Origin of the sequence: Pseudomonas sp. lyk4-R2A-8 (assembly GCF_030209095.1) — a bacterium.
In the GTDB taxonomy this organism is placed as follows: domain Bacteria; phylum Pseudomonadota; class Gammaproteobacteria; order Pseudomonadales; family Pseudomonadaceae; genus Aquipseudomonas; species Aquipseudomonas quebecensis.
The window spans coordinates 168,135-189,707 of sequence record NZ_JARVSS010000017.1 but is presented as its reverse complement, the minus strand read 5'-3'; the positions used below and the strand labels follow the sequence as shown (position 1 = coordinate 189,707).

At 62.2% G+C, this 21,573-nt stretch carries 19 protein-coding genes; 5 read left to right on the top strand and 14 right to left on the bottom strand.

The genetic code is table 11. The annotated features are described in order from the left end of the window. Positions 1-165 precede the first annotated feature (165 nt). The 5 genes from QRN10_RS18400 to leuS all read right to left on the bottom strand — a co-directional run bounded on the left by QRN10_RS18400 (position 166) and on the right by leuS (position 6,213). Complete coding sequence (locus tag QRN10_RS18400; protein WP_285428846.1) at positions 166-1,491, bottom strand: lytic murein transglycosylase; 1,326 nt, start codon at positions 1,489-1,491, stop codon at positions 166-168. Positions 1,492-1,552: 61 nt separating this feature from the next. Next, a complete protein-coding gene (arfA, locus tag QRN10_RS18395) occupies positions 1,553-1,717 on the bottom strand; it encodes an alternative ribosome rescue factor ArfA (protein WP_003176285.1) in 165 nt (54 codons plus the stop codon). A gap of 112 nt (positions 1,718-1,829) precedes the next feature. Next, the gene (gene holA / locus QRN10_RS18390; protein WP_181079836.1) at positions 1,830-2,867 is read right to left on the bottom strand and encodes a DNA polymerase III subunit delta; all 1,038 of its coding nucleotides are present in this window, start codon (positions 2,865-2,867) and stop codon (positions 1,830-1,832) included. Positions 2,868-2,906: 39 nt separating this feature from the next. Then, positions 2,907-3,518 carry an LPS-assembly lipoprotein LptE gene (locus QRN10_RS18385; protein WP_181079835.1) on the bottom strand — a complete coding sequence of 204 codons (612 nt, stop codon included), beginning with the start codon at positions 3,516-3,518 and terminating at the stop codon, positions 2,907-2,909. A gap of 88 nt (positions 3,519-3,606) precedes the next feature. Further along, a complete protein-coding gene (leuS, locus tag QRN10_RS18380; RefSeq protein WP_285428845.1) occupies positions 3,607-6,213 on the bottom strand; it encodes a leucine--tRNA ligase in 2,607 nt (868 codons plus the stop codon). A 261-nt stretch (positions 6,214-6,474) separates the two neighbouring features. On the opposite strand from leuS, the gene QRN10_RS18375 reads away from it, so the two are divergent. Together QRN10_RS18375 and QRN10_RS18370 are read left to right on the top strand one after the other, a co-directional pair. After that, the gene (locus QRN10_RS18375) at positions 6,475-6,789 is read left to right on the top strand and encodes a hypothetical protein (RefSeq protein WP_181079833.1); all 315 of its coding nucleotides are present in this window, start codon (positions 6,475-6,477) and stop codon (positions 6,787-6,789) included. A gap of 106 nt (positions 6,790-6,895) precedes the next feature. Beyond that, positions 6,896-7,657 (top strand): YdcF family protein, encoded by a 762-nt coding sequence (locus QRN10_RS18370; RefSeq protein WP_285428844.1) that lies wholly within the window; start codon positions 6,896-6,898, stop codon positions 7,655-7,657. Between the two features lie 58 nt (positions 7,658-7,715). On the opposite strand, the gene lnt is transcribed toward QRN10_RS18370, so the two are convergent. From lnt to miaB, 5 genes are all read right to left on the bottom strand, one after another. Continuing rightward, positions 7,716-9,239: an apolipoprotein N-acyltransferase gene (gene lnt / locus QRN10_RS18365; protein ID WP_253509545.1), complete on the bottom strand. Its 1,524-nt coding sequence runs from the start codon at positions 9,237-9,239 to the stop codon at positions 7,716-7,718. An 8-nt stretch (positions 9,240-9,247) separates the two neighbouring features. Then, entirely contained in the window at positions 9,248-10,087 is an 840-nt protein-coding gene (locus tag QRN10_RS18360; RefSeq protein WP_010206772.1) for a CorC family transporter, read from the bottom strand. A 42-nt stretch (positions 10,088-10,129) separates the two neighbouring features. Further along, entirely contained in the window at positions 10,130-10,588 is a 459-nt protein-coding gene (ybeY, locus tag QRN10_RS18355; protein WP_253509544.1) for an rRNA maturation RNase YbeY, read from the bottom strand. After that, positions 10,581-11,585 (bottom strand): PhoH family protein, encoded by a 1,005-nt coding sequence (locus QRN10_RS18350; protein ID WP_181079829.1) that lies wholly within the window; start codon positions 11,583-11,585, stop codon positions 10,581-10,583. Before QRN10_RS18350 ends, ybeY begins: the two co-directional genes overlap by 8 nt. Before the next feature lie 130 nt (positions 11,586-11,715). After that, positions 11,716-13,044 carry a tRNA (N6-isopentenyl adenosine(37)-C2)-methylthiotransferase MiaB gene (gene miaB / locus QRN10_RS18345; protein ID WP_181079828.1) on the bottom strand — a complete coding sequence of 443 codons (1,329 nt, stop codon included), beginning with the start codon at positions 13,042-13,044 and terminating at the stop codon, positions 11,716-11,718. A gap of 131 nt (positions 13,045-13,175) precedes the next feature. Here miaB and QRN10_RS18340 point away from each other — a divergent pair, with 131 nt between their 5' ends. Continuing rightward, positions 13,176-13,502, top strand: a complete 327-nt coding sequence (locus tag QRN10_RS18340) for a DUF1820 family protein (RefSeq protein WP_003236992.1) — start codon at positions 13,176-13,178, stop codon at positions 13,500-13,502. A 66-nt stretch (positions 13,503-13,568) separates the two neighbouring features. Here QRN10_RS18340 and QRN10_RS18335 read toward each other — a convergent pair whose 3' ends face one another. From QRN10_RS18335 to QRN10_RS18320, 4 genes are all read right to left on the bottom strand, one after another. After that, positions 13,569-14,123, bottom strand: coding sequence for a tetratricopeptide repeat protein (locus QRN10_RS18335; RefSeq protein ID WP_181079827.1), 555 nt, complete (start codon positions 14,121-14,123; stop codon positions 13,569-13,571). A 226-nt stretch (positions 14,124-14,349) separates the two neighbouring features. Beyond that, positions 14,350-15,633: a glutamate-1-semialdehyde 2,1-aminomutase gene (hemL, locus tag QRN10_RS18330; protein ID WP_253509543.1), complete on the bottom strand. Its 1,284-nt coding sequence runs from the start codon at positions 15,631-15,633 to the stop codon at positions 14,350-14,352. Between the two features lie 11 nt (positions 15,634-15,644). Next, positions 15,645-16,274: a thiamine phosphate synthase gene (gene thiE / locus QRN10_RS18325; protein ID WP_285428843.1), complete on the bottom strand. Its 630-nt coding sequence runs from the start codon at positions 16,272-16,274 to the stop codon at positions 15,645-15,647. 32 nt (positions 16,275-16,306) lie between these two features. Further along, entirely contained in the window at positions 16,307-17,104 is a 798-nt protein-coding gene (locus QRN10_RS18320; RefSeq protein ID WP_285428842.1) for a hydroxymethylpyrimidine/phosphomethylpyrimidine kinase, read from the bottom strand. A gap of 276 nt (positions 17,105-17,380) precedes the next feature. Between QRN10_RS18320 and QRN10_RS18315 the strand changes: the two genes are divergently transcribed. Continuing rightward, complete coding sequence (locus tag QRN10_RS18315) at positions 17,381-19,771, top strand: hybrid sensor histidine kinase/response regulator (RefSeq protein ID WP_285428841.1); 2,391 nt, start codon at positions 17,381-17,383, stop codon at positions 19,769-19,771. A 69-nt stretch (positions 19,772-19,840) separates the two neighbouring features. Continuing rightward, positions 19,841-21,496, top strand: coding sequence for an acyl-CoA dehydrogenase family protein (locus QRN10_RS18310; RefSeq protein ID WP_266246901.1), 1,656 nt, complete (start codon positions 19,841-19,843; stop codon positions 21,494-21,496). The last annotated feature ends 77 nt before the right edge of the window (positions 21,497-21,573 follow it).

The following is a 21,573-nucleotide window of genomic DNA, read 5'->3' as shown; positions in this document are numbered from 1 at the left end:
GGAGGGGGCAAGCCCCCTCTCACATTGATCAGTGATCGACATGACAACTCGGTCAGCTATGGGAGGGGGCAAGCCCCCTCTCACATTGATCAGTGATCGACATGACAACTCGGTCAGCTGTGGGAGGGGGCTTGCCCCCGATAGCGATAGTCGCCATCAGCAGATCTAGCGGCTCTGCAGCGATTCCAGCAACTTCACCGTCGGATACCCATCCGCCGGCCAGCCCAGTGCCTGCTGCGCCGCGCGAATGGCCTTGCGGGTATTGGCGCCAATGATGCCGTCCGGGTTGCCCGCGTCATAGCCTTTGGCGCTGAGTGCCGTCTGCAGGTCAATGCGCTGCGTGCGGCTCAGGGGCAGTTCATCCTTCGGCCATTCGCCACGAATCACGCCACCGCCGCCAAAGCGCTCGGACAGCAGGCCGACCGCCAGCGCATAGGACGAAGAGTTGTTGTACTTGAGGATCGCGCGGAAGTTATCCAGTACCAGGAACGCCGGGCCACGGTAACCCGCCGGCAGCAGCAGCGCGGCGGAGAGTTGATCGACGTTGGGCGGCATGCTGGCGCCCGGTGGCAATTGGATGCCCAATTTCAGCCATTCGGCGACGGTCTTGCGCGTGCCGCCGTCCGCCAGGGCGTAATCGAAGCTGGATGGCAGTTGCTTGACCTCAAAGCCCCACGGCTGGCCTTTCTGCCAGCCGGAGCTTTGCAGGTAGTGGGCGGTGGAGGCAAGGGCGTCGGTCGGGCTGTTCCAGATATCGCGGCGGCCGTCGCCGTCAAAGTCCACGGCGTGGGTGTTGTAGGTGGTCGGGATAAATTGGGTCTGGCCCATGGCCCCGGCCCAGGACCCCTTCATCTGGTCGGCGGCGATATCGCCGTGTTGGATGATCTGCAGCGCCGCCAGCAATTGCGCCTGGGCGAACGCCGGTCGGCGGCCTTCGTAGGCCAGGGTCGCCAGGGAGCGGATCACCGAATTGTTGCCCTGGAACTGGCCGAAGTTACTTTCCATGCCCCACACCGAAACCAATGCCTGACGGTCGACGCCATAGCGTTGTTCGATGCTTTGCAGGATGTCGGCATATTTGATCAGCAGCGCCTGGCCATTGCGCACGCGTACCGGCGACAGGGCGCCGTCGAGGTATTCCCAAACCGGGCGAGAAAATTCCGGTTGGCTGCGGTCGGCGCGTATCACCGCCATGTCAGGGGTGACATTGGCGAAGGCCGTGTCGAACACCGCAGGCGCGATGCCGGCCTTCAGGGCCTCCACACGAAAGCCGGCCTGCCATTCGGCAAAGGTCTGGGTCGGTTGGATATCCAGGTTGTCCACGGCCAGCGGGGCCACGACAGCGGGCGCTACCACAGGGGCGGTCTGGAGTGAGGGCAGGGGCTGGGCGTCGGCGGCGGTAGGTTTTTCCGCGCAGGCGACGAGCAGGATGAGGCTGGAGGCAGCAATCAATTGGCGCAGGTGCCAACGACGGGAAAGACTAGAGGGCATGCACAGGTCCAGGGATTACAAATCAGGTGCAGACCTTATCATGCCAAAGGGGCGCTTGCCTTCAGGCAGCCAGAAAGTAAGAAGCCTCCCAGCTGTTAGACTGGAAGGCTTCGCGGCGGTAACTGCCTTTGCCCTTGCCGGCGCGTTCCTGACGGCTGCGGAACAGTGGCTGGGCGATGATGGATTTGGCCTTGTTGGGGCCATGCTTGGATGGCTTTTTGCTCATGGTCGGTACTCTCGATAGGTGGTTACAACGGCGCAAATCATCTGCCGAAGTTTGACCGCTGTAAAGCCCGACACGTTTTTCGAAATGTTAACGCGGTCAACAGGTGGGAGGGTTATTCGGCGGGAAGTGTCAGGCGTTGCCCGGACATCAGCAGCGCCAGACGACTCAGGCTCATCCACGGCGAGCCGGCCGCTTGTCCTTTGATCTGCGCATCGATGCGCTGAGCTTCCAGCAACAGTTGCGCCCAGCGTTGCGCCGAGTGCCGTTGCAGGGCTTTGCTCATCAAGGGTTTGCGCTTGTCCCATATCGGCGGCCGGGCCTGGCTGAAGCACTTGTCCAGCGGCGTGCCCTGGCTGTATTGCAGGGAAATATTGGCCAGCACCCGCAATTCACGGGCCAGGGCCCACAGAATCACCGGCGGCTCCACCCCTTCGCCGCGCAGGCCTTCGAGCATGCGCAGGGCGTGGGCGGGTTCGCCGTTGAGAATCGCATCCACCAGTCCGAATACGTCAAAGCGCGCGCTATCCGCCACGGCGCCCTGGACGGTTTCGACGGTAATCTGCCCGTCTTCTGCCATCAGCTTGAGCTTTTCGATCTCCTGGGCGGCGGCGAGCAAGTTGCCTTCGACCCGTGCCGCAATCAGCTCGACCGCGTCCTGGGTCGCTGCCAGCCCCGATTGAGACAGGCGCTGGCGAATCCATTGCGGCAACTGGTTGCTGTCCACCGGCCAGATCTGGATGAACTGGGTCTGTGCACCTTCGACCAGGGCCTTGCCCCATTTGGTTTTCTGCGCACTGCCGTCGAGTTTGGGCAGGCTGATCAGCAGCACGGTGTCCTCTGCGGGGCGCGCGCAGTATTCCATCAAGGCGGCGGCGCCTTTGTCACCGGGCTTGCCCGAAGGCAGGCGCAGTTCCAGCAGGCGCTTTTCGGCGAACAACGACATGCTCGCACCAGCTTGCAGCAACGTGCCCCAGTCGAAACTGGCGTCCGCGCTGAAAACCTGGCGTTCATCGAAACCTTGCTGGCGTGCGGCCGTGCGAATGGCGTCCGCGGCTTCCTGGCACAGCAGCGGGTCATCGCCGCTGACAATATAGACAGGCGCAAGGCCACCTTGCAGGTGTTTGGCGAGTTGGGCGGGAGCGAGTTTCATAGGCAGGGCGAACGGGGCGCCTGGGGCGCCCCGTCGGGCTTACTCGACCGGAACCGGTACTTCGACAGGCGATTGTTTCGGCGTGTTGTCTTCGTACTCTTGGGCTGCTTTCAGGGCATCGGCTTCGGCCTTGGCCTTGTTGTCAGCCGTACGTTGCAGCTCCTCCAACTGCTGCGGAGTGAGCAATTGCAGGCGCAGCATCATGCGCTGGATCAGCTCGCGACGCATTTCCTTGCGCACTTGGATAACTTCCGAATCCGAACCCACCAGGTTGTTGCCATCGTGGCTCACGACCTTCTGCACCTGGATCTTGTCACCCATCAACGGCAGGTGGTCACGGCCCTGCACTTCAAACATGAGCAGGGTGCTCAGTTCGACGTCCGAGGCACGGCCGGCACTGGCGTAGCTCAGGTTACGCTGGGTTTCTTTCTCGTCCACCAGCACCAGCTTGTAGGGCGCACCGGCGTAGACGCGCACGCCGCTGTTTTCCAGGACCTGACGCAGTTGCGTCACGGTTTCGCCGTAGGCGTTGCGGGCACTGAGATCCAGTTCCTTGATCGTCAGGTCGTTGGTGCCGGTACCGCGCAGTTGGAAGCCGCAAGCGCTCAGCAGCACGGCAAGGCCCATAACCAGCAGATTGCGTTTGATCATTTTGTTGCTCCCCTTGAAACCAGGCGGGCCTTTTCGCGGCCCCGAAGGTTTAATTCGGCGCAGGGCTCAAGCCCTGCGCCCGATCCGATTAGCTGGCGACGATATTGACCAGTTTGCCAGGCACAACGATTACTTTGCGAATCGTCAGGCCTTCGGTAAAGCGCAGCACGTTCTCATTGCTGCGCGCGGCCGCTTCGACGTCTTCGCGGCTGGCGCTGGCCGGCATGTCGATCTGGCCACGCAGTTTGCCGTTGACCTGGATCACCAGTTGCAGCGTGTCCTGGACCAGGGCGCTGTCATCGGCCACCGGCCAGCGGGCGTCGATGACGGCGTCGCTGTGGCCAAGGCGGCTCCACAGTTCGTGGCTGATGTGCGGCGTGATCGGAGCCAGCAGCAAGGTGACCGTTTCCAGGCCTTCCTGTACCAGCGCGCGGTCCTGCTCGGTAGCCTGCGGGGCTTTTTCCAGCACGTTCATCAGCGTCATCACCTGGGCGATGGCGGTGTTGAACTTGTGGTTCTGGCCCACGTCCTGGCTGGCTTGCTTGATGGCCAGGTGGATGCTGCGGCGAATGGCTTTCTGCTCGTCGTTCAGCGCGGCTACGTCCAGCCTGGCCGGCAGGCCCTGGCTTACGTGGGCATGGGCCAGGCGCCAGACGCGCTTGAGGAAGCGGTGCGAACCTTCCACGCCGGAGTCGGACCATTCGGCACTCATGTCAGGCGGCGAGGCGAACATCATGAACAGGCGGCAAGTGTCGGCGCCGAACTGGTCAATCATCGACTGCGGGTCGACGCCGTTGTTCTTGGACTTGGCCATCTTCTCGGTGCCACCGATTTCCACCGGCAGGCCGTCGGCGATCAGTTTGGCGCTGATGACCTTGGCTTTGCTGTCACGCTCCAGCTCGACGTCCGCCGGGTTGAACCAGGTATAGGCGCCATTGGCTTCACGGCGATAGTAGGTCTCGGCGATCACCATGCCCTGGGTCAGCAGGTTCTTGAACGGCTCGTTGGATGTCACCAGGCCTTCGTCACGCATCAGCTTGTGGAAGAAACGCGCGTACAGCAGGTGAAGGATGGCGTGTTCGATACCCCCGATGTACTGGTCCACCGGCAGCCAATGGTCGGCTGCGGTTTTTTCCACCAGGCCGCCTTCGTAGTGAGGCGAGGCGTAGCGCGCGTAGTACCACGAGGACTCGACGAAGGTGTCCATGGTGTCGGTTTCACGCTTGGCCGGCAGGCCGCATTTCGGGCAGCTGCATTCGTAGAACTCGGGCATGCGCGCCAGCGGCGAACCGGCGCCGTCCGGCACTACGTCTTCAGGCAGAACTACCGGCAGTTGATCTTCCGGCACCGGCACGTCGCCGCAGCTGGCGCAGTGGATGATCGGGATCGGGCAGCCCCAGTAGCGCTGGCGGCTGATGCCCCAGTCGCGCAGGCGGAACTGAGTGCGCGAGGCACCAAGGTTTTTCTTGATCAACGCCACTTCGACAGCGTCGAAAGCGCCGGCGAAATCCAGGCCGTCGAACTCGCCGGAATTGATCAGCGTGCCGTGCTCGCCGTAGGCGTCCTGCCACGGTGCCGGGTTGGTATCGCCCGAGCTGGTGCGCACGACTGATTTGATCGGCAGGTTGTACTGGGTGGCGAATTCGAAATCGCGTTCATCGTGAGCCGGCACGGCCATGACCGCGCCATCGCCGTAGTGCATCAGCACGTAGTTGGCGACCCATACCGGCAATTTTTCGCCGGTCAGTGGGTGCTCGACGAACAGGCCGGTCGGCAGGCCTTTTTTCTCCTGGGTGGCGACGTCGGCTTCGGCCACGCTGCCACCTTTGCATTCGGCGATGAACGCCTGCAGCTCAGGGTTGTTCTGTGCGGCCTGGGTGGCCAACGGGTGTTCGGCGGCCACGGCGACGTAGGTCGCGCCCATCAGGGTGTCCGGGCGGGTGGTGAACACCTTGAGGGTGCCCGCTTCGCCGATGGAGTCGACGTTGTACGGGAATTGCACTTCCATGCCCTTGGATTTGCCGATCCAGTTGCGCTGCATGGTCTTGACCTGCTCCGGCCAGCCCGGCAGATCATCCAGGCTCGACAACAGCTCATCGGCGTAGGCGGTGATCTTGAAGTAGTACATCGGGATTTCGCGCTTTTCGATCAGCGCGCCGGAGCGCCAGCCGCGACCGTCGATCACCTGTTCGTTGGCCAGCACGGTCTGGTCGACCGGGTCCCAGTTCACGGTGCCGCTCTTTTTATAGATCACGCCTTTTTCGAACAGGCGAGTGAACAGCCATTGTTCCCAGCGGTAGTAATCCGGCTTGCAGGTGGTCACTTCGCGCGACCAGTCCACCGCCAGGCCCAGGCTGCGCAGCTGGGTCTTCATGTAGGCGATGTTTTCGTAGGTCCACTTGGCGGGCGCTACGTTGTTTTTCATCGCGGCGTTTTCTGCCGGCATGCCGAAGGCGTCCCAACCCATGGGTTGCAGTACGTTCTTGCCTTGCATGCGCTGGTAGCGTGAGATCACGTCGCCGATGGTGTAGTTACGCACGTGCCCCATGTGTAGCTTGCCGCTGGGGTAAGGGAACATCGACAGGCAGTAGAACGTCTCCTTGCCCGGCTGTTCACTGACTTCAAAGGACTTCTGCTCGTCCCAGAAGGCTTGGGCGGCATTTTCTATTTCACGGGGCTGATATTGTTCGTGCATGGCTACTTTTTGAACTGAATAGGGGTGGCCTAATCCTCTTCGGTGCATTGTCCAGGGAGATCGACACCCAAAAGCGGCGCGTCGGTGCCCGAACCTGCGGGAAGTGGAGTTACAGGAAGCGCCGTAGCATACATGACCCCACTCTATCGAGGGAAACCCTGATTGCGCGCCCGAGGCCGTCTGTCGCGGCGCCGGGCAGGCGCAGCCACGGGGGCTACGCTGTTTATTGGGGAGCAAGTCTTTCTTCAATGAGGTGAGGGGATGGTTGAATCGCAGCGAATCGCAACGAAACCGGAAATCTACGAAGGACTGATCGACCGATTGGGTCGTGCATTGGATGCAGCGAGAACGGCTGGCCGATTGCGGGATGAGCGGCCTGTTGAGTTGGAACTGCGTGGTTTGAGCCGCGCGGAGTTGGAACTGATCAAGGCTTACCTGGAACGCAACAAGCGCAGTGCGCCTCCCCTGGCAACCCCGCCGGTCAAGGAGCCCACGCACTCTGCCAAGGTGGTGTGGCTCAAGGATGTGTCCGAGGGTCGTGGCCGGGAAAGGTTTCGGTCCGCCCGCAAGCAATAAGCTCTCCCCATGAACAGCACCCTTGTACACCGTCACAAATGTCACCGTCAGGGCTGTCGCTGAACCGCGCTACACCTTAGGCTTCGGGCATCTATGGAGATGCCCGATGCCTATTCGCTATTTCATCAAACAGTTGCTCCTGCCGCCCGGCATCCTTTTGCTGTTGCTGGCGCTTGCCTGGTGGTTTCGTCGCAGCCGTCCCAGGCTGGCCGGCGCGTGCTTTGCCCTCGGGTTTGGCGGTATGTGGCTGATCAGCCTGCCCGTGATGGTGGAGTGGGGGGCGCGCGCGCTTGAGACCGAGCCACCGCTGGCCCGTGAGGATTGGTCGAGCCTGGCCCAGCGTGCCGACGCCATTGTCGTGCTGGGCTCCGGGCGCGAGCGCGGTGACTCGGCCTGGGGCGCCGACCAGCCTACCGGTATCGGCCTGGAGCGCCAGCGCTATGCCGCACGCCTGGCCAAGGCATCGGGGTTGCCGGTGCTGACCACCGGCGGCCTGCATTACGGCACGCCGCCCAGCGAAGCGCAGTTGATGGCGGTGTCGATGCAGGATGACTTCGGTGTGACCGTGCGCTGGAAGGAAGAACGCAGCCGGACCACTTGGGAAAACGCGCAGATGAGTGCCGAGGTGCTGTTGCCCCAGGGCATCAAGCGCGTGGTCGTCGTGACACAGGCCTGGCACATGCCGCGTTCGGTGTGGAGTTTTGAAAAGGCCGGCTTTACCGTCGTGCCCGCGCCGGTGGGGTTCCTGGGCGTGGACAACGCCCGGCCGCTGGGCGGCTGGATGCCCGAGTTCAAGTCGGTGTGGCAGAGCGGGCAATTGATCAACGAGGCGGTAGGGCAGGTGGGGTATCGGTTGTTCTATCGATAACACCGCAGGCCAATGTGGGAGGAGCAAGCCTCCTCCCGCATTGGGTTTGCGTGTGTCGTTAGACGGTTTTGGCCATCCGGCCTGCCAGCAGCGCCCAACCAAACAAAACCAGGCACATGATGATCAGCGGCCACGAGCGCCATTGCAGATACGGCGTGAGCTCGTGCATCGGCACCACTTCGCCGTACAGGATGCCGCGTTCGAACTGCGGGATCTGCGCAGTGATCTGCCCAAACGGGTTGATCAGACCGGTCACGCCATTATTGGTGGCGCGGATCATCCAGCGACCGGCTTCGAGCGCGCGCATCTGCGCCATCTGCAGATGCTGCAACGGGCCGATGGAGCGCCCGAACCACGTGTCGTTGCTGATGGTCAGCAACAGGTCGCTCTGGGCCGAGAGGCCTGCGGCGAATTCCGGGTAAACCACTTCGTAGCAAATGAACGGTGCGATCTGATAGCCCTTGGCTTGCAGCATCGGCTGGTCGGACGGGCCGCGCGCGAAGTCGGACATGGGCAGGTCAAAGAACGCGATCAGCCCGCGCAGCATGTCCTGCAGCGGTACGTACTCACCGAAAGGCACCAGTTTCTGCTTCAAGTAGGTGCCGTCGCCTTCGCCCACTACGGTAATGCCGTTGAAATAGCGCTTCTGGTGGCGCACTTCCTGGCGAATCGGCACACCGGTGATGAGCGCGGTATGCCGATCGGCGGCAAACTTGCCCATCATGCCCAGGTAGCCCTCTACCGACTCCTTGAGCACCGGCACGGCGGTTTCCGGCCATACCAGCAGGTCGACAGGCTTGGACGTGAAGCTCATGTCACGGTACAGCGCCAATTGCGCGTTGAGCTGCTCCGGGTCCCACTTCATGCTCTGCTCAACGTTGCCCTGAATGGCCGCCACGCTGAGCGGGGCGCCAGAAGGGTTGGTCCAGGCGTGATGCTTGAGGGCCAGGCCGATAGCCCACGGCGCAACCAGCAGCACCAGGCCCGCGCCGACAAACGCATTGCGCTTGCCGGCCAGCAAGCGCGGCAGGTTGCACAGCAAAGCGGCTGTGAGTGCCAGGGCAAAGGAAATCAGCCACATGCCGCCGACGGGCGCCAGGCCGCTGAGCGGGCCATCGAGTTGGCTGTAGCCGGAGTAGAGCCACGGGAACCCAGTGAGGAACCACCCGCGAAACGCCTCCTGGCCCACCCACAATGCGGCAAACGTGAGTGCATCCGCCAACGGTGCTTCATTGCGACGCAACCAGCGCGCCCACAGCCAGGCCGGCAGGGCGAAGAACCAGGCAATCGCAGCGGTGAACAGCAGCATCAGGAAACCCGCCAGCAGCACCGAGGCGCCGCCGAAGTGGTGGATGCTGTAGTAGATCCAGCTGGTGCCGGCACCGAACAGGCCGAAACCGAAGCACCAGCCGCGCCCCAGGGCCTGGCGTGGGGTCAGTTCCCGCAGCCCGACATAGAACAGTCCCACGGCCACCAGCGCAAACGGCCATAGGTCGAATGGCGCCAACGCCAGGGTGGTGATGGCGCCGGCCACCACGGCCAGCAGGTTACCGGGCCAGCCGGGTGCGATGAGACGGCGCATGTCAGTCCTTAGCGGGCGATAGGTGTCAAACGAATCAAGTGGATACGGCGGCTGTCGGCATTCAGGATGCGGAAGCGATAAGCGCCGATCTCGGTGGTTTCGTTACGCTTGGGCAAGTGCCCGAACGCACTCATCACCAGGCCACCCACCGTGTCGAACTCATCATCGGAGAATTCGCTGTCAAAGAACTCGTTGAAGTTCTCGATCGGCGTCAACGCCTTGATCAGGAAATCGCCACTGGGCAGAGGCTTGATGTAGCTGTCTTCTTCGACGTCGTGCTCGTCTTCGATGTCGCCGACGATCTGTTCCAGTACGTCTTCGATGGTCACCAGGCCCGCCACGCCGCCGTATTCGTCGATCACGATGGCCATGTGGTTGTGGTTGGCACGAAATTCACGCAGCAGGACGTTCAGGCGCTTGGACTCCGGCACGAACGTGGCCGGGCGCAGCAGGTCCTTGATGTTGAAACTGTCGCCGTTCTCCTTGAGGATCAGCGGCAGCAGGTCCTTGGCCAGCAGCACGCCCATGACGTCGTCATGGCTTTCACCGATGACCGGGTAGCGCGAGTGCGCCGAGTCGATCACGGCCGGGAGGAACTCCCGCGGGGTCTGGGTCGCCTTGATGCTGATCATCTGCGATCGCGGGACCATGATGTCCCGGACCTGCAGGTCAGCCACCTGGATGGCGCCTTCGACGATGGCCAGCGCTTCGCTGTCCAGCAACTTGTTCTGATGGGCCTCGCGCAGCAGCTCCAGCAGCTCCTGGCGGTTTTTCGGCTCGTGGGCAAAAGCCTGGGTCAGCTTACCCAGCCAAGACTTTTGCCCGTTGCTCGATCGGTCTTCGCTCATAGCGATTACTCTGAATCCTTTGTTGTTACAGTTGAGTGTTTTTTACGCTTCGTCATCTGCGTAGGGGTCCGGATGACCCAATTGGGCAAGCAACGTTCGTTCCAGTGCTTCCATTTCCTCGGCTTCATCATCGTCTATATGGTCGTAACCCAAGAGATGCAAGCAGCCGTGGATGACTAGATGGGCCCAGTGGGCCTCAAGTTCCTTGCCTTGTTCCCTGGCTTCGCGCTCGACGACTTCGACGCAGATCACCAGGTCACCCAGCAATGGGATGTCCAGCAACTCGTCGGGAACGTCGGCGGGGAAGGACAGCACGTTGGTCGCGTAGTTTTTCTGACGCCAGGTGTGGTTCAGTTCGCGGCCCTCGGGCTCATCCACCAGACGAATGGTCAGCTCCGAGTCGGCGGAGCGCTGGCGCAGCGCCAAGGCGCACCATTGCCGGAACTGTTCTTCGCTGGGGGCCGGCGCTTCGGTGGCCAGTTGCAGGTCAAGCTCAAGCATCGCGGCGAACGTCCTTGGCCGGTGCGTCATCGCGGTGGTCGAAGCGCTCGTAGGCTTCGACAATGCGCTGCACCAGCGGGTGGCGCACCACGTCCTTGGGCATGAAGTGCGTGAAGCTGATACCCGGCACGTCCTTGAGCACCTCGATCACCTGGGCGAGGCCCGACTTGGTACCTTTGGGCAGGTCGACCTGGGTGACGTCGCCGGTAATCACGGCCGTGGAACCGAAACCGATACGGGTGAGGAACATCTTCATCTGTTCGACGGTAGTGTTCTGGCTTTCGTCGAGGATGATGAAACTGTTGTTCAGCGTCCGGCCGCGCATGTACGCCAGCGGGGCGATCTCGATCACTTGGCGCTCGATCAGCTTGGCCACGTACTCGAAGCCGAGCATCTCGTAGAGCGCATCGTAGAGCGGGCGCAGGTACGGGTCGATCTTCTGGGCCAGGTCGCCGGGCAGGAAACCGAGCTTTTCGCCAGCCTCGACCGCCGGGCGTACCAGCAGGATGCGGCGTACTTGCTCGCGCTCCAGGGCATCCACCGCGCAGGCCACGGCCAGGTAGGTCTTGCCGGTGCCGGCCGGGCCGATGCCGAAGTTGATGTCGTTGCCGAGAATCTCTTTGACGTAGCGCTGCTGATTCAAGCCGCGCGGGCGAATCATGCCTTTCTTGGTGCGCAGGGCCACGCTGGCTTCGGCCACCGGGTTGTTGGCCAGGTCTTCCACGGCCGACTCCTGCAGGTACAGGTGCACGGTTTCCGGGGACAACTCGCTGCCCTTCGTCTCGCGATAGAGACGGCGCAGCAGGTTTTCTGCGGACGTAGTGTGTTGGGGTTCACCAATGAGCTCGAACTGATTGCCGCGGTTGCGGATCTCGATGCTCAGGCGTTGTTCGATCAAGCGCAGGTGCTCGTCGAACTGTCCGCACAGATTGGCGAAACGGCGAGCCTCAAACGGCTCGAGGATAAAACGATGGGGTTCTGCGATGGGTGCGTTCAAGGTTGCTTTTAGCCGCCCTTTGGCTGTTTAGGTGAAAGAGAGGATAACGCCAGTGACGCGGGTACGAAAGCACTTACGTCATTGGATGTTGCACGGTTCCAATGTGGAGGGGGCAAGCCCCCTCTCACATTTATTGCACCAGCGAGCCGCGCAACGAGTGCGGCTGCGCCGCGTCGATATGCACATCGGCAAACTGACCGATCAATGTCGGATTATCGCAGCGGAAGTTGACGATCCGGTTGTTCTCGGTACGGCCCTGCAATTCTCCAGGATCTTTCTTCGAGTAGTCAGTGACCAGGATGCGCTGGATCGAACCGACCATTTGTCGGCTGATCTCGAAGCCCTGCTGGTTCAGGCGGTGTTGCAGGGCATTCAGGCGTTCTTTCTTCACCGCCTCCGGCGTTTCGTCAACCAGGTCGGCGGCCGGGGTGCCGGGGCGTTGGCTGTAAACGAACGAGTAGGAGAAATCGAAGCCGACGTCTTCGATCAGCTTCATGGTCTGCTGGAAGTCTTTCTCGGTTTCACCGGGGAAGCCCACGATAAAGTCCGAGCTGATGCAGATACCAGGCACCGCCGCGCGCAATTTGCGCAGTTTGGATTTGTATTCCAGGGCGGTGTGGTTGCGTTTCATGGCCGACAGGATGCGGTCCGAGCCCGATTGCACCGGCAGATGCAGATGTTTGACCAGCTCCGGCACCTCGGCATGGGCCTGGATCAGGCTGTCGGAAAACTCCAACGGGTGCGAGGTGGTGTAGCGAATGCGCTCGATGCCATCAACCGCCGCGACCACGCGGATCAGTTCGGCGAGGTCCGCCAGCCGCCCGTCGTGGGTCTGGCCGCGATAGCCGTTGACGTTCTGGCCCAGCAGGGTCACTTCACGCACGCCGTTCTCGGCCAGGTGGATGATTTCCGCCAGCACATCGTCGAACGGTCGGCTGACTTCTTCACCACGGGTATAAGGCACGACGCAGAAGGTGCAGTACTTGCTGCAGCCTTCCATCACCGATACGTAGGCGCTCGGGCCATCGATGCGCGGCTCGGGCAGGTGATCGAATTTTTCGATTTCAGGGAAGGAGACATCGACCTGCGGCAGCTTGGTCACGCGCGCGGCATCAATCATCTCGGGCAGACGGTGCAGGGTCTGTGGGCCGAACACCACGTCGACATAGGGCGCGCGGTCGCGGATCGCGGCGCCTTCCTGGCTGGCCACGCAACCGCCGACGGCGATCACCATGTCCGGATTGGCCAGTTTCAGTTCGCGCCAGCGGCCCAGCTGCGAGTACACACGGTCCTGGGCCCGTTCGCGGATCGAGCAGGTATTGAGCAGGATCACGTCGGCATCTTCGGCGCGGGCGGTGACTTCCAGGGCCTGGTGTTCGCCCAGCAGATCGACCATGCGCGAGCTGTCGTACTCGTTCATCTGGCAACCGTGGGTTTCGATGTAAAGCTTCTTGGCCATGGGAATCGTCAACTGGTGGTAAAGAACCGCGCATTATAGGGGGCATGCCCATTGGTTCCTAGCGTTGTGCATCGGGTGCCATGCTATAGTTCGCGCCCTCTTTTATATCCCCGATGTGTTGTTCGCCCACCATGACCAAACGTGAAGCTCCAATCTACAAGGTGATTTTCCTCAACCAGGGCCAGGTGTTCGAAATGTACGCCAAGCAGATCTATCAAAGTGATCTGTGGGGGTTCCTGGAGGTGGAAGAGTTCGTCTTTGGCGAGCGCACCCAGTTGGTCGTCGACCCGGGCGAGGAGAAACTCAAGGCGCAATTCGAAGGCGTGGTGCGCAGTTTCGTGCCGATGCACTCGATTGTGCGCATTGATGAAGTCGAGCGCCTGGGCACGCCGAAGATCAGCGAAGCGCGAGGCGTGAGCAACGTCATGCCGTTTCCGATGCCGATGCCTGAGAAGTAGAGCGTTAGAGTGCGTCGTGCCCTTCGCGGGCTTGCCCGCTAAGTGGCCGTCAGATGCACCGCAGAGTCAGGGCAGGGGTGAGAACGGCGAACGTCCGTCGGCGCTCTGCAATTCCAGCAGGTACTTGCGGAAGATCTGGCCCAGCACCTGGGTCGCCACTTCCAGCTCATCGCGCTTCATGTGCTCGGCGACCTCGTCGGCCGTGTCCAGTGCGTCTTCGGCGCCGTTCACCGCCGCCATCTTCAATACGATGTACGCCTGGACGTTATTGACCGGCACCCCTTCACCGCGCATGTACATGTTGCCCAGCTCGAATTGCGCCTGCGCGTGACCTTGCAACGAGGCTTTCTCGAAGTAACTCAAGGCTTTGTTGAGGTCCTGGGCTGGGTTTTTGCTGTCGTGGTAATACGCGCCCAACTCGTATTGCGCCTGGGCATCGCCCTCGTCAGCCTGTTTCTGGCACGCGCTCAGGGCTTCGGCCTGGGTGTCTGGCTGGGTATTGAGGGTGCAGCGACCCATCGCTGGGATTAACAACGAGTTGCCGCCTGCTTGTGCATGTGCCAGCAGCGGCTGAAGGAGCAACAGGCAGCCCAGAACCAGGGTGCGGCCGGTGCGTTTCATGGGAATCGACTTACCTCTGACGGGGCGCGCGGACCCTCGCGGGATCCAATAAGCGCGCATTATGAAATAAGCAGGCCCCTGCTTACAAAGTCTTTACTCGTTTTTCTGCTGGTTGGGCAAGTTATCTGCTGGATTGCGGATGATTTCTTGCGAAAAAGCCGGAAATATCTGTAAGCAAAGCGCCCAGCCAGGCGCCACGTGGGTGGCGCCTGGTAGATACGGCCGTTTATTTCAGCGCGGCAAAGGCGCGTTCAGCGGCGTCCAGGGTCAGTTTCAGCTCAGCGTCGCCATGGGCGATCGAGGTGAAACCGGCTTCAAACGCGCTCGGCGCCAGGTACACGCCGCCTTCAAGCATCAGGTGGAAGAAGCGTTTGAACAGGTCCGCATCGCTGCCCATCACGTCGTCGAAGGTGACGATATCGTCGGCGCCGCTGAAGTACAGGCCGAACATACCGCCGGCCTGGGTGGTGACGAATGGGATACCGGCGGCATCGGCGCGCTGTTGCAGGCCGTCCAGCAGGCGGGTGGTGTAGTCGGTGAGTTCGGCGTGGAAGCCCGGACGGCTGATCAACCGCAGGGTTGTGAGGCCGGCGGCCATGGCCAGCGGGTTACCCGACAATGTGCCAGCCTGGTACACCGGCCCCAGCGGCGCGATGTGTTGCATGATCTCGCGCTTGCCGCCGAAGCAGCCCACCGGCATGCCGCCGCCGATGATCTTGCCAAAGGTGCTCAGGTCCGGTGTGACGCCGTAGTGCGCCTGGGCGCCGCCTAAGGCTACGCGGAAACCGGTCATCACTTCGTCGAAGATCAGCACCACGCCATGTTTGTCGCACTGCGCGCGCAGGCCTTCGAGGAAACCCGGGGCCGGCGGTACGCAATTCATGTTGCCGGCCACCGGCTCGACGATGATGCAGGCCACGTCCTGGCCCACTTCGCTGAGCATCTGCTCGACGGCGGCGATATCGTTGAACGGCAGGGTCAGGGTGTGTTTGGCGAACGCCGCCGGCACACCGGCCGAGCTCGGTACGCCTTGGGTCAGCGCGCCGGAACCAGCCTTGACCAGCAGGCTGTCGGAATGGCCGTGGTAGCAGCCTTCAAACTTGATGATGCTGTCGCGACCGGTGAAGCCGCGGGCCAGGCGAATCGCACTCATCGTGGCTTCGGTGCCGGAGCTGACCATGCGCACCATCTGCATCGACGGCACGATCGAACACACCAGATCAGCCATCTCGGTTTCCATGGCGGTCGGCGCGCCATAGGACAGGCCGTGTTCCAACTGCCTGCGTACCGCGTCCAGCACGTCCGGGTGGCTGTGACCGAGGATCATCGGGCCCCAGGAACCCACGTAGTCCACGTAGCGCTTGTCATCTTCGTCGGTGACGTAGGCGCCTTCGGCATGCTTGAAAAACAACGGCGTGCCGCCCACGCTTTTGAATGCACGCACGGGGGAGTTCACACCGCCGGGGATGTGTTTCTGGGCATTGGCAAACAGGGTTTCGGAACGGGACATAAACGGGCTCTCTACACTGAAGATTTAAGAAGGTCGTTGAAGGCGCGGGCGCGGCGCGTCACTTCCTGGGTGCTGTCGGCGCCGAACAGGCCATGGACCACCGCGAGCAGGTCGGCACCGTGCGCCACCAGCGGCTCGGCGTTCTCGAGGGTGACGCCGCCGATCGCACAGATCGGCAGGTGCAGGCGCTTGCGCGCATCGGCGAGCATTTGCAGGGTGGCGGCCGGCGCACCGGGCTTGGTGTTGGAGTTGAAGAAGCGGCCGAAGGCGACATAGCTGGCGCCTTCCCTGGCGGCCTGCTCGGCCAGTTCGATCTGGCTGTGGCAAGTGGCGCCGATGATGGCTTTGGGACCGAGCAGTGCGCGGGCCGGGGTGAGCGGGCCATCGGTCTGGCCCAGATGCACACCGACGCCCAGGCGCGCGGCCAGTTCGGCATCGTCGTTGATGATTAATTGGGTTTTGTAGCGCGAGCACAGTTCCCGCAGCGTTTGAGCTTCGCGCAGGCGGCGCGCTTCATCGTTACTTTTGTCGCGGTACTGCAGCAGCGTCACGCCGCCGTCCAGCGCCGCTTCGACGTAAGCGAGGAATTTGCCGGCCAACAGTTGGCTGTCGGTAATGGCATAAAGGCCACGTAATTTCATCGGGCATGTCCCTTGAAGTGGCGAGCAGGCGCCTACGAGCAGAAATCCAGCGGCAGCCGGCGCGGAACGAACTGGCCCTGGCCGAGTTGTTCAGCATCACGCAGCGTGCGCCAAGTGTAGTTGAGGGCCGATTGCACGGCGCTGGCCAGGCCTTCGCCCTGGGCGATACGCCCGGCCAGCGCACTGGCCAGGGTGCAACCCGAACCGTGATAGCTGCCCGGCAGGCGCTGACAGGTGAAGGTCTGGCGCGTGCCGTCGCGGCTATACAGGCGATTGTGCACTTCATGCTCGTCGCCATGCCCACCGGTAATCAACAGGTGCTGGATAAACGGCAGCAGCTTGTCGGCGCACTCGTCCGCCGTGCCTTCGGGCAGTTCAGCGAGGATGCGGGCCTCGGGCAGGTTCGGCGTGGCAATCAGCGACAGAGGCAACAGCCGCTCCCGCATGGCGTAGCCCACTTCATCCTTGCCCAGGCTGCCGCCGCCGCCGGCACGCAGCACCGGGTCGCAGACCACCGGCAGGTGCGGGTGCGCCTGCAGCAGCTCGACCACGGTGTCGACCATCGCGGTGGAGCCGAGCATGCCCAGCTTGACCGCGGCCACCTCGGAGTCGCTGAGCACGGCGTTGGCCTGGGCCAGCACCCACTCGCGGTCGAGCACGCGGAAGTCGCTGACGTTGACTGTGTTTTGCACGGTCAGCGCGGTAACGGCCGCAGCGGCATGACAACCCTGGGCGAGCAGGACTTCGATATCTGCCTGCAGGCCGGCGCCACCACTGGGATCATGGCCGGAGAGACAGAGGACAACAGGGCGAGAGCTGTAGATATTCATGGTGGGCGAGCTTACCACCAAACGCTTTTTGCGTGGCCTTCGGGCAGTGCTTGAATTTCACTCTGAAGGCTTCGGGCTTGCGCGGCTTTAACGGCCAAAAAACCATGCTGAAAGCCTTGTCCTAGAGCCTTTCAAAAAATTATTTCAATGGTGTCCAATGGCCTGCAACGGCTATGCTAGAGTGAATCCAAACAACTTATCTGTACCGCCGGTGTACGTCTTCTCAAAAGGAATGGGGGGCCTTTGCCATAACCGGACATGCCACGCTGGGGCTCTATGCGCTATTTGCTGATTCTATTGTTGTGCGGGCTGCCCATGCTCGCCGGCGCCATCGAGTTCAACCAGGACACCCGAAGCCTGCCCCTGGGCCGAGCCTTGCAAGTGCTCGAAGACCCGTCCAACAGCCTTTCCATTGCCGAGGTCAGCGCGCCGTCCGCGGCCGTGCAATTCAAACCTCACGATAAAGACACCCTCAACGCCGGCTACTCGCGTTCGGTGTTCTGGCTCAAGCTCAATCTGCATTATTTACCCCACGACACCGAGGCTCAGCGCACCTGGCTGCTGGAGCTGGCGTACCCGCCGTTGGACCACCTCGACCTGTACCTGCCCGACGGCCAGGGCGGTTATCGTCTGGCCAGGCGCACCGGGGATGCACTGCCGTTTGCCAGCCGCGAGATTCGTCAGAATAATTACCTGTTCAAACTGGATTTCACCCCAGGCGAGGCCAAGACCGTTTACCTGCGCCTGCAGAGCGAAGGTTCGATCCAGGCGCCGCTGACCCTCTGGTCCAGTACCGCGTACCTGGAGCAGCAGCCGCTGCGTCTGTATGTGCTGGGCCTGATCTATGGCGTGCTGCTGGGGATGCTGGTCTATAACCTGTTCATCTACCTGAGCGTGCGCGACACCAGCTACCTGTACTACATCTTCTATATCGCTTCGTTCGGCATGTACCAACTGTCGGTCAACGGCGCGGCGGTGGAATATTTCTGGCCGAACAACCCTTGGTGGACAAATGCCGCGACGCCATTTCTGATCGGTGCGTCGGCATTGTTCGGCAGTCTGTTTGCGCGCAGTTTCCTGCACACTGCCCAGCACAGTCGCTGGATCAACCGCGTGCTGCTGGCGCTGGTGGCGTGCGGCGCCGTGGTGATGCTGCTGTCGTTGATGGCCAGCTACGCGCTGGCACTGCGTCTGGCCACGGGCCTGGCGTTGGTGTTTACCGTGAGCATCTTTGTCGCCGCCATCAAGGCCTGGTATTGCGGCCAGCGCGTTGCGCGCTATTTCATCATCGCCTGGTCGGCGTTCCTGCTGGGTGGGGTGGTCAACACCCTGATGGTGCTGGGCTATCTGCCTAATGTGTTCCTGACCATGTATGCCAGCCAGATCGGCTCGGCAATCGAGGTGGCGCTGCTGTCGCTGGCCCTGGCCGACCGCATCAACGCGATGCGCGAGCAGCAGGCGCAGATTCTGTTCGATGCCAGCCAGAAACTCGAAGTGCTCAACTCGCAACTGGCCCGCAGCAACCGGCTCAAGGATGAATTTCTCGCCACCCTGACCCACGAACTGCGCACGCCGATGAACGGTGTGATCGGCTCTCTGGAGCTGATGCAGACAGTGCCTCTGACCCACGACCTGGCGCAATACCATCAAACCGCCGCCGGTTCCGCGCGGGACATGATGCGCATGGTCAACGGCATTCTCACCCTCACCGAATTGCAGGCCGGACGCCTGAGCGCCCAGCAACGCGTGTTCAGCCTGCGTGGGGTACTCGACAGCCTGCGCCAGCAATTCAATGCCAGCGCCCAGGCCAAGGGCCTGGCGTTTTCCATCGACGTCGCTGATGAACTGCCGGACCGCCTGGAGGGCGACGTCGACAAACTCATCCAGTGCCTGGATTGCCTGCTGGACAACGCGTTCAAATTCACCCACGAAGGCTCCGTGCGCGTGCGGGTGGTGGGCGTGCCCCACAGCGACGGCAGCGTGCGCCTGAGCTTTATCGTGACCGACACCGGCATCGGCTTTGCCTCCCTTGACGGGGCCACGTTGTACCAGCGTTTCTTCCAGCTGGACGGTTCGAGCACCCGAGAGTACGGCGGCATGGGCATCGGGCTGGCGATCTGTCGGCAGTTGATCGAACTGGTCGGCGGGCGCCTTACCCATCATTCCGAACCCCACAAGGGCAGTCGTTTCCAATTGGAAATGGAGGTGCGCCAGTTGCCGTCCGAGTCCAGGCCTGCCCTGGCCGGGCAGCGCGCACCGCAGGACTGCACGGTGTTGCTGGTGGATGACAACAGTGTCGGCCAGTTGGCGGTGCGCGGCATGCTGCTCAAGCTCGGCTACCGGGTTAAAACGGTAGGCAGCGGCCCGGCGGCGTTGGAGGCGTTGCAGGCGCGATGTGTCGAGGCGGTGGTGTTGGATATGCCTGACGGTGAATTCTCGTTGTGTTGTCAGATCCGTGCCTTGCCCGGTTGCGCGGAACTGCCCGTGATCGCCTTGAGCACGTCGCTGACCGCGCCCGAGCGCGAGCGTTGCCTGGGGATCGGGGTGACCGAACGCATAGTCAAGCCGGTGCGCTTTGACGCGCTGCAGGCGGTGATGCAGCGCTGGGTGCTGGGCGCGGCCGAGGGCGAAAGCGCCGGGTATTCGGCGCGTATGCCACTTTTTTAAGCGCAGCAGCGGTGCTTAACTGAAAAAACCGGCCCTAACCGAACGTGGCCTTTTTCCAGGACGCCCGTGATGAACCTGCATCAATTTGCCGAAACCCACGACGTGACCAACCAGCCGCCCTCCCTGGACGGTGTCAACCTGTACCGCATCGACTTGCCCCTGCAAGAGTGGTCGCGTCGTTTCGGTGCCGGTTGGGCGCAACCGCGCATCGATGCCTATGGCGCGCTGGCCGGCGGGCCGTTGATGGCGGCCGGGTTCCTGGCCAATCAGCATAAGCCGGTGTTCAACACTCATGACCGTTACGGACATCGCATTGATCTGGTGGAGTTTCATCCGGCCTATCACGAGCTCATGCGCACCGCCGTGGAGCACGGCCTGCCGTCGTTGCCGTGGGCGCACCCGCAGGCCGGCGCCCATGTGGCCCGCGCCGCCATGACCTACCTGCACAGCCAGGCCGAGGCCGGCAGCGGTTGCCCGTTGACCATGACCTTTGCCTGCGTGCCGGCACTGCGGTTGCAGCCGGACCTGGCCAAGGCCTGGCTGCCGAAAATCCTCAGCACTCACTACGACCCGCGTAATGTGGGCATCGCCCACAAGGCCGGCGCCACCATCGGTATGGCGATGACCGAGAAGCAAGGCGGCACCGACGTGCGCGCCAACACCACCCGCGCCTATCCGGTGGGCGCGGGCGGCCCCGGGCAGGCGTATGAGTTGGTGGGCCACAAGTGGTTCTGCTCCGCGCCGATGTGCGATGCGTTCCTCACGCTGGCGCAGACCGACAAAGGCCTGACCTGTTTCCTGCTGCCCCGGCACCGCCCTGGTGATACACGCAATGAGTTCTACATCCAGCGCCTGAAAAACAAGCTCGGCAACTGCTCCAACGCTTCCAGCGAAGTAGAGTTTCGCGGCGCCCTGGCGTGGATGGTCGGCGAAGAAGGGCGTGGCGTGCCGACCATTATCGAAATGGTCGCCATGACTCGCTTCGATTGCATGGTCGGTTCCAGCGCCTTGATGCGTCAGGCGCTGACCCAGGCCAGTCATCATTGCGCCCATCGCTCGGTAAGCGGGCGCGTGCTCAGCGAGCAACCGTTGATGCAAAACGTGCTGGGCGATCTGGCGCTGGAAAGCGAGGCCGCGCTGGCCTTGAGCATGCGCATGGGACGAGCGTTGGATCACTTGGATGACGAGCGCGAAAGCAAATTCGCACGGCTGGTCACGGCTGTGGGCAAGTACTGGATCTGCAAGCGCGCGCCGGCCATGATCAACGAGGCTGCCGAATGCATGGGCGGTGCCGGCTATGTGGAGGACAGCATCCTGCCGCGCCTTTACCGTGAGGCGCCGGTGAATTCAACGTGGGAAGGTTCCGGCAATGTGCAATGCCTGGATGTGTTGCGAGCGTTGTCCAAAGAGCCGGGGGTGCTGGAGGCGCTGTTTGTCGAACTGGGCGACGGGCACGGCGACAAGCGGCTGGCTCGGCATATCGAAGCGTTGAAATCCGCCTTCATGGACACCCAGGACATCCAGTACCGTGCGCGGCAGTTGACCGAGGACATTGCCGTGGCATTGCAGGCCAAGCTCTTGTTGGAGGCGGGTCATGCCGCGGTCAGCGATGGCTTTATCGCCAGCCGCTTGAGCGATTCCTCCGGCCGCGCTTATGGCGCCTTGCCGCGTGGCGTGGATGTGGCGGCTATCGTCGCCCGCTCAACGCCTTCTGTTTCTGAATAAGCGCGGTTCAAAGGTGGGAGGGGCAAGCGCTCTCCCACATTATTGAGCGCTTTCCAACGCCACTGTTTCGGTGCGGC